This is a genomic window from Hyphomonadaceae bacterium BL14, from assembly GCA_027627705.1.
Lineage (GTDB): Bacteria > Pseudomonadota > Alphaproteobacteria > Caulobacterales > Maricaulaceae > Oceanicaulis.
This window is the reverse complement of record CP091242.1, coordinates 2,824,670-2,838,714: the sequence shown is the minus strand read 5'-3', so window position 1 is coordinate 2,838,714 and position 14,045 is coordinate 2,824,670. Positions and strand designations below refer to the sequence as shown.

General features: G+C 59.6%; 9 protein-coding genes and 2 pseudogenes. 3 read left to right on the top strand and 8 right to left on the bottom strand.

The window, feature by feature from the left end; translation table 11 throughout:
* Positions 1-14: 14 nt before the first annotated feature.
* Positions 15-575 (top strand): annotated as a pseudogene (locus tag L2D00_13800) (IS630 family transposase).
* A 51-nt stretch (positions 576-626) separates the two neighbouring features.
* Here L2D00_13800 and L2D00_13795 read toward each other — a convergent pair.
* From L2D00_13795 to L2D00_13780, 4 genes are all read right to left on the bottom strand, one after another.
* The gene (locus L2D00_13795) at positions 627-1,175 is read right to left on the bottom strand and encodes a hypothetical protein (GenBank protein ID WBQ12909.1); all 549 of its coding nucleotides are present in this window, start codon (positions 1,173-1,175) and stop codon (positions 627-629) included.
* A gap of 142 nt (positions 1,176-1,317) precedes the next feature.
* Positions 1,318-1,821, bottom strand: coding sequence for a response regulator (locus L2D00_13790; protein ID WBQ12908.1), 504 nt, complete (start codon positions 1,819-1,821; stop codon positions 1,318-1,320).
* Positions 1,822-1,957: 136 nt separating this feature from the next.
* Positions 1,958-2,923, bottom strand: coding sequence for a hypothetical protein (locus L2D00_13785; protein ID WBQ12907.1), 966 nt, complete (start codon positions 2,921-2,923; stop codon positions 1,958-1,960).
* A 425-nt stretch (positions 2,924-3,348) separates the two neighbouring features.
* A protein-coding gene (locus tag L2D00_13780) for an IS3 family transposase (protein WBQ12906.1) occupies positions 3,349-4,451 on the bottom strand; the annotation gives its coding sequence in 2 pieces (ribosomal slippage) (positions 3,349-4,190 and positions 4,190-4,451; 1,104 coding nt in all).
* Positions 4,452-5,158: 707 nt separating this feature from the next.
* On the opposite strand from L2D00_13780, the gene L2D00_13775 reads away from it, so the two are divergent.
* Positions 5,159-6,358: a hypothetical protein gene (locus L2D00_13775; GenBank protein ID WBQ12905.1), complete on the top strand. Its 1,200-nt coding sequence runs from the start codon at positions 5,159-5,161 to the stop codon at positions 6,356-6,358.
* Between the two features lie 80 nt (positions 6,359-6,438).
* Positions 6,439-6,974 (top strand): annotated as a pseudogene (locus tag L2D00_13770) (transposase).
* 54 nt (positions 6,975-7,028) lie between these two features.
* Here the strand turns inward: L2D00_13770 and L2D00_13765 are convergent.
* From L2D00_13765 to L2D00_13750, 4 genes are all read right to left on the bottom strand, one after another.
* The gene (locus tag L2D00_13765; GenBank protein ID WBQ12904.1) at positions 7,029-7,727 is read right to left on the bottom strand and encodes an IS6 family transposase; all 699 of its coding nucleotides are present in this window, start codon (positions 7,725-7,727) and stop codon (positions 7,029-7,031) included.
* Positions 7,728-8,086: 359 nt separating this feature from the next.
* On the bottom strand, positions 8,087-10,186 hold the full coding sequence (locus L2D00_13760; GenBank protein ID WBQ12903.1) for a TonB-dependent receptor: 2,100 nt from the start codon (positions 10,184-10,186) through the stop codon (positions 8,087-8,089).
* A gap of 943 nt (positions 10,187-11,129) precedes the next feature.
* Positions 11,130-12,515, bottom strand: coding sequence for an aminotransferase (locus tag L2D00_13755; GenBank protein WBQ12902.1), 1,386 nt, complete (start codon positions 12,513-12,515; stop codon positions 11,130-11,132).
* A gap of 23 nt (positions 12,516-12,538) precedes the next feature.
* A complete protein-coding gene (locus tag L2D00_13750; protein WBQ12901.1) occupies positions 12,539-14,023 on the bottom strand; it encodes an NAD-dependent succinate-semialdehyde dehydrogenase in 1,485 nt (494 codons plus the stop codon).
* Between the last annotated feature and the right edge of the window lie 22 nt (positions 14,024-14,045).

Genomic DNA, 14,045 nt, shown 5'->3' with positions numbered 1-14,045 from the left:
GCCATCCCATAAAGACTGGCCATGCGGCCGAACAGAACCGTCCGGACGTGATGAAGCGGCGCAGGGCCTCGTTCAACGCTCAGCCCGATCTCGACCCGGAGCGCCTGGTGTTCATCGACGAGACCTGGGCGAAGACGAACATGCCTCGCACCCATGGGCGCTGCCCGCGTGGCGAACGGCTGCGCATGGGCATGCCTCACGGACACTGGCGCACCACCACCTTCGTCAGCGCACTCACGCTGCGCAGCATGATCGCTCCGTTCGTGCTGTCCGGAACGATCAACCGCGACGCCTTCGAGGCCTATGTCGAGCAGGTGCTGGTCCCAGAGCTGCGGCCCGGCGACATCGTGATCATGGACAATCTGTCTAGCCACAAAGGGCCGCGCGTCCAAGCGCTGATCGAGGCGGCCGGGGCCAGCCTGGTCTTCCTGCCGCCTTACAGCCCCGACTTCAACCCCATCGAGAAGGCCTTCGCAAAGCTCAAGGCCATGCTGCGAAAGGCCGCCGAACGCACCGTCGATGGGCTCTGGAACACTATCGGACGCATCTCCGAAACCTTCACGCCCAACGAATGAGCCAACTACTTCCCCGCATGCGGATACGATCCAGACTGGTAGGACGCCGCTCTAATGTCCGTGGGTCAAAGCAGCTTGCGTGCCGGAGTTGTGCTGATTGATTGATCCCGAATGCTGCCCCGCGAGCTGTCCGTCCTGGGTATCGAGGAGCGGCCAGCCGTTGGCTTGTTGGGGCGCGGCGCCAGCCGCAGCCACCCCTCCCGAGCCGCCGATGCTGGCCGATGCGGTTTGGCGGCCGTAATTGCGCTGGTTAATGACAAAGGTTGAGTTGCGCGCACCGGATATCTCGACGAAGTTGCCAATCGCTACGGCATTGAGCGATGTCTGGCGCAAGGAGGACGGCCCCATGGCCGCCACGCCGCCAGAGAAGTTCGCTGCGGGGCTCGATGGTGCCGCGCGCCGCCCGCTCATGTCCACAATCTGACCGTTGACCACAACGCGGTTGCCCTGCTGGTCGCGCGCCGGCGGGGTGTAATGGGTGGTCATGCTGCCGGGTGCCATGCCGTAGGGCTGGAGCATCGGATCGCCCTGCTGCGCATGGCTGACGCTGGCCGATACCAGCGCTAGGGCGATTGCAGAAAGGGCTGTGAACATTCGCATGCGAGTTATCCTCTTTGACAGAGGAAGCGCTCGCAAGCCATGTGCCAGGGCCAGGCCCGGGAGGCGCACGGCGTCCATCAGGCCGGAAGTGCCAGGTTCCTGATGCGACCGGCCCCTGGCGCGGACGGTCGTTGTCAGCCAATCAGCCTGTGTTGGAACGGTCCGCGCCCCGCCCGCTGCCGCTCGACCGGTGTGCCGTTGCGGCACATAATTGCACGATCGCCTCAATCAGTGAGGTTTCGCACACGGGCTTGGTGAGGAACACATCCATCCCAGCAGCGAGGCAGTGGTCGCGGTCTGCAGGGCTGTTATTGGCTGTAAGTGCGATGATGGGCAGGTCGTCGGGCGCGGCGGGGTTGCGCCTGATCACCGCCGCTGCCTGCGGACCGGTCAGGTGCGGCATGCGCACGTCAAAAACTGCACAGTCGAAGTGGACCTCGGCCGCAAGCCGGACAGCCTGGACACCATTGGGGACATGGTGCACGCTGGCACCATTGCGTGTGAGGATCAGCCTGACAACCATGGCATTAAGCGGATCATCCTCGGCCAGCAGCACCCTTAGGCCGAACAATGGCAGGGATATCGGGGCGGGTTCAGCCGGCGTAGCGCCGCCTGCGCTATCGCTGCGATAAAGGTCAATCGTCATGCCCCATCCCTGCAAAGTGGTGCGCCTGCGTGCTCACCGGTGCAGATTAGGCTAGGCGGGTTAAATTTGGTCTAATGGAAGGTAAGGAAAAATACCGGGCGGCACGCATGGCGCACCGCCCGGTTTCAGTGCGGGTTTAACGCGGCAGATTGTTGATGCTGACCGAGTTGCTGATGGCAGCGGTCGTGATGGACACCGCCCCGGTCACATCGCCCAGGTTGATGTTGGCGGTTGCGCCGGTATAGGCGTTGTTCACCTGGTTGCTGTTGATGTTTAGCGAGGCCGTTTCCGGCAGGGTAGACACGCTCAGCGAGTTGGAGATCGCCGCCGTGGTCGAACTGAAATCGCCGTTGATGTCGCCGACGCCCACATTCGACCAGGCCTGCGGATCCCAGTCAGCAAACTGGGTGTTGTTCAGGCTGAAACGGGCCGAGTCCGAGATATCGTAGGACGCGGAGTTGCCCATGGCCGCCGAGGTGAGGTTCACCGAGCCGGTGACGTCATTGAGATCAGCGTTCAGAAAGGACTGGGAGTCCCCGCGGAAACGCTGCAGGTTTCTCGCCTCGATATTGCCGCTTCCTGTGACCGAGAGCGAGTTGGCGATGGAGGCTACGGTGCCATCGATCGCCACATCGCTGGCGTCGGGGGCCTGGATGTCGGACGCGTCAATCGTCAGGTAGGAATAGACTTGGCGATTGCCGAAAATGTCCTGCCGGTTGTTCAGCCGGCTCACGCCGCTGGCGCCCAGCGCATCGACCTCCACTGAAGCCGAGTTGCCAATCGCCGCAACAGTAGCGTTCAGCCCGCCCAGCGCATCATGAGCATTGAGATAGGCGCTGGCCTGAACATTCCTGTCATTACGTTGGTTGTTGGTCAGGTTGGTCACGCCACCCAGCTCAGCGCTGAACGAGTTGCCGATGGCAGCCGAGGTCAGGCTCACCGACTCGCTGACCGAGTTGATGTCGGCATTGAGCTGGGCACGGGTCTGGGCCCAGTTGGTCTGATTGTTTTGCACGTTATTGGTCTGGGCTTGTGCACCGGCGGCAAAACCCAGCATGGACACCGAAGCCAGCAGGCCTGCGGTCATCATCTGACGATACATGGTTGTCTCCTCTTGTTCGTCACACCGCCGGAGATGGCGGGCAGAGGAGACGCCGCAATATAGCAGCCAGATTTTAATGGTTTGATGTTCATCATTTAAATTTTGATAATAAGAATTTTCAACGAATTATGTTCTTAATCCAACAGTAAGCATAACGACCGGGACCGCCAGAATTGATCATTGTGCCGCGGGCGCTCAAAATGTGATTGATTTTGGCACAGTCCCCAGGCCGGATGCGCGCGCCTCAGCGCAGGGCACCTGGAGCGCAATCTAAAAACTGGGCCCCGGTCTTCGGACAAGCTGGGCTCCCGATCAAAAGCTCATGACCCGGCCCCCTGATCCGGGCCGTGAGTTAGTAGAGTCTGACCCTTTCTGCACTGAGCCCCAACGCTGGATCGCCGGAAGCTGGAGTTTTCCGGCTTTGATCACGGCGGCGGGCTGGCCATGCCGCAGTGATTATGCAGGTCGGCTGGGACGTTGTACCCGATCGCGCTGTGAGGTCTGACCTCGTTGTAGTCTCTGCGCCAAGCCTCCAGCTTTTCGCGGGCGTCGGCAAGGCTCATGAACCAGTGCGTGTTCAGGCACTCGGCTCGAAGCTTGCTGTTGAAGGCTTCGATGAAGCCGTTATCCGTCGGCTTTCCGGGCCGGGAGAAGTCGAGCGTAACCCCGTTGGCGTAAGCCCAGAGATCCAGGTCGCGCGAGATGAACTCGCTGCCATTGTCGACCCGGATCGTTCCAGGATAGCCGATCTGGCTACAGACGCGTTCTAGCGTCTGAACGACGTCCTCGCCGCGATAGGTGAACCGCGGATCAGCTGCCGGGCAGTAGCGTGAGTGGGTGTCCCCCACTGTCAGAATGCGCAGCTTCGACCCCATGGCGAGCTGGTCGTGGACGAAGTCCATCGCCCAGACTTCATTCGGACCGGCCGCTTCCCGGCGGTCCTCGCGAAGCTTGGCCTTCACGCGCCGCTTGGGATGCTTGTTGCGCAGCTGAAGGCCTAACTCGCTGTAGATTCTGCGGGTCTTCTTGATGTTCACCACCCATCCCTCCCGGCGAAGCAGGACGTGAACCCGGCGATAGCCGTAGCGCACACGGGTCTGGCAGATCTCGCGTATTCTCTGCTCAAGGCCGGCCTGGCCGGGTCGGCGGGACTGGTAGTGGTAGGTCGAAGTGTCGAGGGGAAGGACCCGGCAGGCCCTTCGGATCGACACGCCCCAGTCCACCAGCATCCCGTCAACCAGCTCGCGCTTGCGGACAGGCCTTAGAGCTTTCGGCGGATCACATCCTGCAACATCTCCCGGTCAAGCGTCAGATCAGCGACAATCTTCTTCAGTCGTGTGTTCTCGTCCTCCAGCTGCTTCAGCCGGCGCATCTCGTCCGGCAGCAGCCCGCCGTATTTCTTTTTCCAGTTGAAGTAGGTCGCCTGGCTGATACCAGCCTTGCGGCAGATCTCCGCAACCGGCGTCCCGGACTCACCCTGCTTCAGGATGAACGCCTTCTGCGCCTCAGTGAACTTCGATGCCTTCATGGTCATCCGCTCCTATCCCAGCCCAGGAAAACGTAGCGGAAAACTCCAACTTCGAACGATCCAATTTCCTGGGGGCAGAGCAAAGGTGCGCATCAATTAACGGTAAAGCATGTCACCAAAGTACGTTTTGCGCCCCAATCAACAAGTGCGACACAAACATCACAGATGGCGAACTCGACCCTGACATCGAAATTCTCACTCGGTACCCGAACGCCCCTTACTTTTTTATGCTGCCGAGTGCATCAGATTGTCAAACATTCACATGATGTCGGATGCAGCCGTAGGATGTAGATGATATGCTCTTACCGTAGTTTTCGACTTCGTCTTCTCATTCACGAGGTGGGAATACAAATTATTGAAGCATTGCGTCGGGCGACGCTCCCTCAGTGCCGCCCGCAGATCTTCCAGCTATGCTTGCCCTTTTTCAACCTTTGATCGCGTCTGCGATTTGAACGCGGCCTCGTTGCCCGCTGAGGGTCTCGGCGGCCCGCACAGCGGCGTGGGCCCCTGGTTTGCCATAGGCCAAATTCAGATAGTGCTTGTGGTCACAACTGGATAGCACTTGCCGCGGCCATCCTTTTGCCATAGTCCACATACGCCTTACAGCACCGACTAGCGTGATTATGATTGCGGAATCTGCGCTGTATTATCGTGCCCTTAATAAGTCAGGGTGTTTTTTCTCTCCGGAACAATCGAGGTGTGTCCCTATGCCTACAATTCCCACATCCGGTGTGCGGTCGTTAGCGCTTGCTAGAATGTATGGCTCTACCAGCCGAGTTTTAGATGTAGATAGATTGAATGAAAAATATAATTTATCAAATGGTGAAGTTGATAAAGCAGAAGCTGGTGAAGTCGGTAAAGCTGAATTCAATTCTTATAAAATTGGTATTTTTAAACACCCCTTCCTAAATAAAGCATTTATAATAAAGCACAATGTTCGCGAACAAGAGAAAGAGCTGTTCGAAGTGAACGAATACAGCGCAACAAAAATAATATTTCCCTTCGTATCTAATGACCTGAATATGGGGGGATTATCAATATTTATTGGGGAAAAAAATTTTTCAAATAAATTACATAAGCATTTAGGAATAGATGTGAACAGTAATATTTCTTACAGCGATGAAAAGCTGCTTATGCTATTGAATGAAATACCAAGTTTTGACCCCTTTTTGTTGTCTGAGCGGGCAGAATATGAAGATATCGACTTACCAAAGGGAATTATAGACATATCTGAAAGAGATTTATTTTCTATGCGTTCAAATGTGGCCAGTGATCTTTCTAAGATTACCAGTTTGGCGATGAGTAAGGGAGTCGGGGAGGCAACAAATCGTCTCGCAACCGCCTTCATGTCGCGACGCGGTGATTCCCGACTGGAGCCACTTAGAGCTGCAATGAAAATGAGCAAGGGTGACTTTGACGAGGCAATTTTTTCGTGGAAGGGTTTGATATATTATCAATGGAAGCTTAACCAGTCAGCAGAAAATTTCTCTTTTATCGTGGACACTCTTTCAAAAATCAGAATGTATGACGCCCAATCAACAGATAGAAAAGAATTAAGGGCAATGTCGCATCACATAATTAGAGCGACAAATTATTCAATGATTATGCTTTCTACTGCTCTCGCTGGCTATCAAGAAATCATGGAATCCATAACATTAGATCAGGACGCTAAAAAATTGAGTGAATTTCTAAAGAATGCGCGTAATATATATGAAGATGTTGGATACCACAGCTCAATATTAAGTCATATTTTTGATTTTTGGTCGTTCGCAATGAAGGGAGTAGAATGGAAATATGCTAGAAAAGAGTTTGTTATGGAGCGATTGTACGCATTATGTTTTGCTTTGCCAAAAGAGCATCAGATTGACGATCTACAATTTGATTCGTCGGAAAACGTGAGATTGTAATAAAATATACCTAAGGGCATTGACCTGAGACCCGTTTGGTCCCGCATTTGAATGGAGAGTCTGTCACAAAAAGACAGACGATGCGCAAGAGCAGGTTCACCGAGGAACAGATCATCGCGATCCTGGCTGATCAGGAGAGTGGTATGGCGACGGCGGAGGTCTGCCGCCGCCATGGGGTCAGCACGGCGACATTCTACAAATGGAAGGCGAAGTTCGGCGGCATGGATGTGTCGGACGCGCGCAAGCTGAAGACGCTTGAGGCTGAGAATGCTCGGCTCAAGAAGCTTCTGGCTGACAGCATGCTGGATGTGTCGATCCTGAAAGACCTGCTGGGAAAGAGCTGACGACGCCCCAAGCGAAACGGGCTACGGCGCTGGAGGTGATCGAGACCTACGCGATCTCTCAGCGCCGGGCATGCCGCCTGGTCAGCGTCGATCCGAAAACCGTCAGACGAGAGGTCGTCCCGGACAACACGGAGGCGCGCTCGCGCATGCGCGAGATCGCGGCTGTTCGCCGCCGGTTCGGCTATCGGCGCATAGGGCTCATGCTTGAGCGGGAGGGCATCGTGATGAACCAGAAGAAGCTCAGACGCATCTACAAGGAGGAAGGCTTGTCGGGGTGCTATCAGACGAACGCGAACGGGTCTCGGCTTGGGTGGCGTCGGCCTTGATCAGGCGGCGAGCTGCCGCCATTCGGCCAGGGCCGCGTTCCGGTTTTCTTTGAAGTTCTCTCGGCTGTAGAGGTGGCGTTCCTGGTTGAAGTGGTTGTGGACGGAGGAGTGCACTGCGGCAAAGGTCTGCAGACTTCGCATCCGCCGGAACCGGAGCATCGCCCGCTCCCGTTTTCGCAAGGGAAGGTGGCTGTTCTCGGCTCTGTTATTGAGCCAACGCCCCGTCTCCTGGCGTGCCTCATTGCCGATCTCGCCCATCGCCGCCTTATAGCTGCGTAGCCGATCGGTGACGACCACCTCCGGCCGGCCATAGCGCTTCATCGCCTTGCGCAAGAACCTCAATGCTGCCTTGCGATCCCGACGCTTGGTGACATAAGCCTCGAGCACTTCACCCTCGTGATCAACAGCGCGCCAGAGATAGTGGGTCTCGCCATTTATCTTCACGAACATCTCGTCCAGATGCCATCGCCATTGCGGCCAGGCCCGCAGCCGGTCAGCGTGCTTGCGCCGGATCTGCGCAGCGAACATCGGCCCGAACCGATTCCACCAGAAACGCACCGTCTCGTGGCTCACATCAACACCGCGCTCGTGGAGCAGATCCTCCACGTTCCGCAGCGACAGCGGGAAACGGACATACATCATCACCACAAGGCGGATCACCTCGGGCGATGTCTTGAAATAGCGAAACGGATTTCTCATCCAAAAAAGCTACGAAACCGCCCCGCCCGCCTCAAGCCGGTTTCCTCTGACAATCCCGCCCTGACGCATATCCCTCGAAAACAACGAGAAAATCCGGTCGCAGCCGGATGTGGAGACACGATTCCCCAAGGGCTGTGGCGGAGGGAGAGACCTCATCCACTAACTCTCTCATAAGCCATGGCGAATCGCCTACAACTCCCGTTCATTCCTTCGCACTTTGCCGCATGCGCAGCCTTGCGCGACAAGTTCATGTGAGGGGACGGCGATGGCCAAACCAATGAACGAAGCGGGCAGACCTGTTGGCTGCCCGCTTCTTCGCTTCAACCATTCAAACGCTTCAATCGCTTGCCGACAAGTGCTCAGAACTGCAATTCAAAGCCGAAAGTAACTGCGGCCGGCTCGCCGGACGCGAACGCTGCCCGATCGGCTCCTGAAAGATTGTTCTGGGCCGTGATAACGGTCGATGCATAGCGCTCGTCGGTCAGGTTGCGACCCTCGATAAACACAAGAAATCGCTCGGTTTCATAGCCCAGCCGCGCACCAAGGGTGAAATAGCCGTCTGCCTGAACCGTGTTGGCATAGTCCGCAAAACCGCCTTCGGGGACGCCGGTTAGAAACACTCCCCCGAACAGACCGCCAGGTTCGATGTATCCCAGTGACAAGTTCACCACATTCGCCGCAATGATCGGGAGACGATTGTCGCCAAAGGTTGAATCATTGTCGAAACGCGCATCGGTCCACGTCCAGTCAAGGCCCAGAGAAAGCCGATCGCCTGACAGGAGTAAGTCCTCCGCAAGTCCTGCCTTGAGCGACGCTTCGATCCCCCAGCGCGTGGTGCGATCCGCGTTGCCCACCGACGTCACGGTCTGGGTTACGAAATCACTCGTCGAAACGATCTCGCCGTCTAGCCAAGAGCGATACAGTGTGAGATCGATGTCAACCGGGCCGACCGTTCCCTTCACCCCGGCTTCAAGCGTCGTCGCCTGCTGCTCGTCAAGATCAACGATGATTGGACGGCGCGGATTTCCCCCGGACACAAGGGCCGCGCCCGAACCCGTGCCGGCAACGTTAATGAGCAGCACGTCGAATGTCGGAGGCTCCATGACATGGCTCAGGCCGCCGAAGACGGTCAGGTTCGGAGTTGCCTCGTAAGAGAGAAGGGCGAGCCCGGTGACGGCGTCATAGTCGCGGTCGAACTCGGCGGCCGGGCGGAAGCTGGTCGAGAAGTTTTCTTCGATCTCGCGGCTATGACGGTTCCATCCGCCGACCAGGTCTAGCGTCAGAGCGTCGCTCAGGGGCGCGCTGGCCACGGCTTGCACAGTCAAGCGCGAGGCATTGAGCGTGTTGTCCGCCCATTGAAGCCCGGTCTCACCCGTGAATGTTGGAAGCGTCCCGCCGCCATTCAGGAAAAGTTCCTGCTCCCGATCGCCTGATTGATAGATCAGATCGAGGCCAATCGAGGTCTCACCGACCGCCTGGCGCCACCGTCCGAGCGCAGAAAAGTCGAAGCTCTCATCCATCAGAATATCGCGCCGACGGAATTCCGTATCCGTATGCATGACGCCAAAATCGACATCGACGGTCGTTCCGGCCGCGTCATACGAGACACCTGCGGTAACCCGCCCACGCTCCGAGAAGCGCCGCCAATCGCCGGTGACGTTGGCCGGTTGTGCAGCAGTCGAGCCGCTTTCGATCTGGGCAAGGGTTTGCGGGCCAGGAAGTTCCAGTTCGCTGTCGCTTACCAATACACCGGCCCGCATCGTCCATGCGGGTGCCAAGCGCGCAGTCATATTGGCATAACCTCGAAGCGCCTGCTGCTCGTTATGATCACGAAAACCATCCTGGGAGAACCAGGTCAGCGTACCGAAGCCTGTCACCTCATCACCGCCCCTGGCCGCCAACTGGCCACGGCGGTAGTCGAAGCTTCCGGTTTCGCCACGCCCGAGGAGCTCAAATGGTCCCGATCCATCCACGCCCCGGAAATCGACAATGCCGCCGAGGGCGGACGCGCCACCCTGAACTCCGCGGCCGCCCCGCAGAATCGAGACGCCATCGAACATCAGGGGATCGATCCACTCGACGAAATCGAAGCTCGTGTCGGCATACGTCATCGGGACGCCATCGAGGCGCAGCTCGATCCCGCGTCCGGCTGGCTGTGTACCGCGCTGAAGCCCGGACCCGCGGATCGCGAAGCGAGGGTGATCGATCCCGCCGAAATTGGCCTCATTGATGACACCCGGTGCGGCACGAAAGAGGTCGGGCAAGGTGGAAAGCCGCCCCTCACGCGTAGGCTCGATGGTTATCTGGCTCACGTCGTCGGACGGGCGAGAGCCGATGACGATGATCGTTTCAATCGGCGTTTCGGCGCGGGGGGGCAAGGTGTCTTGCGCATGAGCAGGTGCGCCAAGCGCGAGGAGTGCCGCTCCGGTCAGGAGGCGGCAGGAGAGTTTCGATTGCATGTTAAGTGTTTCACAAACTGAAGGAATCGCGTGGGTCACACGCGCGAAGCAGCAGCCCGGAGCCGGGACCGCGAGTTCAGGTCTTGCTTCAGATGTGAGTGGGTGGGCCGCGCGGGCCGAGAGGCGGTCCTTGAACCGCGCCTGAGATCGCCAGCCCGCGACGGACAAGATTGACGCCTTGCACAAGGGCCGTTGGCGCGGGGATCGCGACCGGCTGTGGCAACGGCACTCCGTGCACCAGCGTGCACAGAGGACAATCGCCAAGCGAAGGGTCCTCGGCAGGTGTTGGGTCGCCCGCCAGGTCTGCGAGAAGCTGCACTGCAGCGCGCATCTCGGGGGAGATCTGCCCCCCAGAAGCACAGATGTAACGAGAAACATCCGCGCCCTTCGCTTCGGCATGTGCCAATGCACCCGGCAGCATGGCTTGCAGGGAGACGGCCAACACCGCCAGCAGGCGCGCTATCTTCCGATACGCTGAAGACATCATGCCAAACCGAGTATCACCGGCTATTGGCGCGGCAAAGGATGTAAGCGAAAGCGGGACGAAATGCCGCAGCATCGCCGCGGAGTTGCCCACAGCCACGCCACCGCTTGCTGCCGCCATCGAACCGACGAGCCAAGCGGTGCGGGAAGGCACATCGATGCACTTCGCGATAGGGGACGCCACCCCGAAACCGAGAGCAGCGCTGAGAAGTTCTGCGTAATGGCGGTGGGAGAGGGCCTGACGCCCAACCCTCTCTGAGTAGGAGACACGCAGAGCCCTGACACACCGCCGCCAAGTGGATGATCTCATCACCGCAAGGCCGGTGATCTTGGGCGAAGTCTTGAAATAGCGGAAGGGATTTCTCATCGGTGGAGGCTATGAAACAGACCCGCCCAACTCAAGCCGGTTTAATCTGACAGAGCCAGCGGCGCCGGTGGCAACGCTTCCATGAGCCCACTGTCAGGCGGCCAGCATGTTCTCTTTGCGGCACCAATCCAGCGTCCGGTTCAGGGCGCGGTCCAGGCGGTCAAACAGCTCGGTCAATTCGGAGTCGGTGATCACCAGGGGCGGGCAAAGGGCGATGCTGTCGCCGATATTGCGCACGATCAGCCCTTCATCGAGGGCGAACTCGAAGCATTTCATGCCCACGGGTCCAACCTTGTCGAACCGGCTCTTGTCGGCCTTGTTCTTCACCAGCTCGGCTGCGCCGATCATGCCGGCGGCGCGCACCTCGCCCACAAGCGGATGATCTTTGAGGCGCGCGAAACGGCCTTCGAAAATCGGGCTCATGGCGGCGACATGGCCCGCGATGCCCCAGCGCTCCATGAGTTCGAGGTTTCTCAGCGACAGCGCCGCGGCGACCGGGTGGCCGCTATAGGTATAGCCATGGCCGAAGGCGTTGTTGGCCTGGCTGCGCGCAATCATCGGCTCGTACATATCCCCGGGGATGATCGTCGCCGAGATCGGCAGGTAAGCTGAAGACAGCGCCTTGGCGAGGGTCATGGTCGCAGGCTTCATGTCAAAGGTCTGTGCGCCGAACGGATTGTTGGTCCTGTGAAAACCGCACACGACTTCATCGTCGATGAGCATGATGTCGTGGCGGTCCAGCACCGCCTGGATCGCCGGGAAATAGCCTTCGGGTGGAAGGACCACGCCGCCAGCCCCGATCAGGGGCTCGGCGATGAAGCCTGCGATGGTGTGCGCCCCTTCGCGTTCGATGAGGTCTTCGAGGTCCTTCACCAGCCGGGCCGTGAACGCGGCCTCGTCCTCGCCGGGACGGCCTTCGCGGTAGAAGTGCGGCTTGGTGGTGTGCAGGAAGCGATCAATCGGCAGATCGAAGTCGGCGTGATTGACCGGCAGGCCGGTCATGCTGGCGCTGGCGATAGTGACCCCGTGATACCCGCCGGTGCGCGCGATAATTTTCTTCTTTTGGGGCCGCCCGATGGCGTTGTTGTAATACCAGATCATCTTGACCTGGGTGTCATTGGCGTCGCTGCCGGAATTGCCGAAGAAGACCCGAGCGTCGGCGATGGGAACGAGGGATTTCAGCTTGGCGGCGAGCTCGATGCCGGGTTCATGGGAGCGGCTGGCGAACATGTGGGCGTAACTGAGCTTGGCCATCTGCTCGCGCGCGGCCTCCACCAGCTCCTCGACGCCATAGCCCAGCGCCGTGCACCAAAGGCCCGCCATGCCCTCGATGTACTGTTTGCCCGAGACATCGGTGATGTACACGCCCTTGGCGGAGTCCATGATCAGCGGGCCCTTGGCACGATGCGCGACGAAATTCGTCGCCGGATGCATCAACGCATCTAGGTCGCGTTCACGAAGCAGGTCAGCAGAAGTCATGGCGTCACTCCATGGCCGGCGCGTCAGGTGCCCAGCCCTCCCATCAGCATGTATTTGATATCCACATAGTCATCCAGGCCATGGCGCGAGCCTTCGCGCCCGTAGCCCGATTGCTTGATCCCGCCAAACGGCGCGGCGGCCGTGGACAGGATGCCTTCATTGATCCCGACCATCCCGCACTCCAGCGCTTCCCCGACCCGGAACGCCCGGCCCAGATCGCGCGTATAGACATAGGCGGCGAGCCCGTAGGGCGTGTCATTAGCCACGGCGACAGCTTCGTCTTCCTCATCGAAGGCGATCAGCGGAGCCACCGGACCGAATATCTCCTCGCGCGCCACCGCCATGTCCGCCGTGACTCCCTCCAGAACCGTCGGGGCGTAGAACAGATCGCCCGCACCATCACGCTGGCCGCCGGCGCGAAGCCGCGCGCCGGCCGCGAGCGCCTCGGCCACCAGACGCTCGACTTTCTCAAGCGCTGCGGCGTTGATCAGGGGGCCCACCTCAGTCCCGTGCACCCGTCCGTCGCCAACCTTCAGGGCCGTCGCCCGCTCAGCCAGGCGGCGGGCGAACTCCGGCAGGACCGAGCGCTCGATCAGCATCCGGTTCGCGCACACGCAGGTCTGTCCGGCATTGCGGAACTTCGAGGCGAGCGCGCCCTCGATGGCGGCGTCCAGATCCGCATCGGCGAACACCAGGAAGGGCGCATTGCCGCCCAATTCCATGGAGACGCGCTTGACCGTCGTCGCAGACTGCTGGAGCAGGATTTTGCCGACGTCCGTCGAGCCGGTGAAGGTGATCTTCCGCACGCGCGGGTGGCTCGTCAGCACCGCGCCCACTGCTGCGGGTTGCGCCGTCGTCACAACGTTGAACACCCCCGGCGGCAGCCCAGCCTCGTGCGCCAGGGCTACGGCGGCCAGGGCCGACAGGGGCGTGTCCTCGGCCGGCTTGGCCACCAACGTGCACCCTGCGCCAAGCGCAGCGGCGGCCTTTCGCATCAACATGGCGTTGGGAAAATTCCACGGCGTGATGGCGGCGCAGACCCCGACCGGCTGCCTGATCACCAGGATCCGGTTGGAGGGCGAGCCCGACGGGATGACGTCGCCATACAGGCGCTTGGCCTCCTCGGCGAACCATTCCAGATACGACGCTCCATACAGGACCTCGCCGCGCGCCTCGGCCAGCGGTTTGCCGTTCTCCGCGGTGAGCAGCGCCGCCAGTGCATCGGCGTGTTCCACCATCAGGTCGCGCCAGCGCCGCAGAATCGCGCTGCGCTCGGCCGCCGGTTTCGCCGCCCAGCCGGCTTGTGCCGCATCGGCGGCGGCGACGGCGGCGAGGGTTTCGGATTCACCACAGTCAGCAACTTCGCAGATGACCTCGCCATCAGCCGGATTGCACACCGCAAAGCGCGCGCCATTGACCGCCGGCGTCCAGCCCCCATCGATGAAGGCGTCCTTCAGGGTGTGGAAGTCAAACGGCACGCTGGCATCTCCGCACTGGGACGGCTCCATGATAGGGCTGTCTTGCTGATTC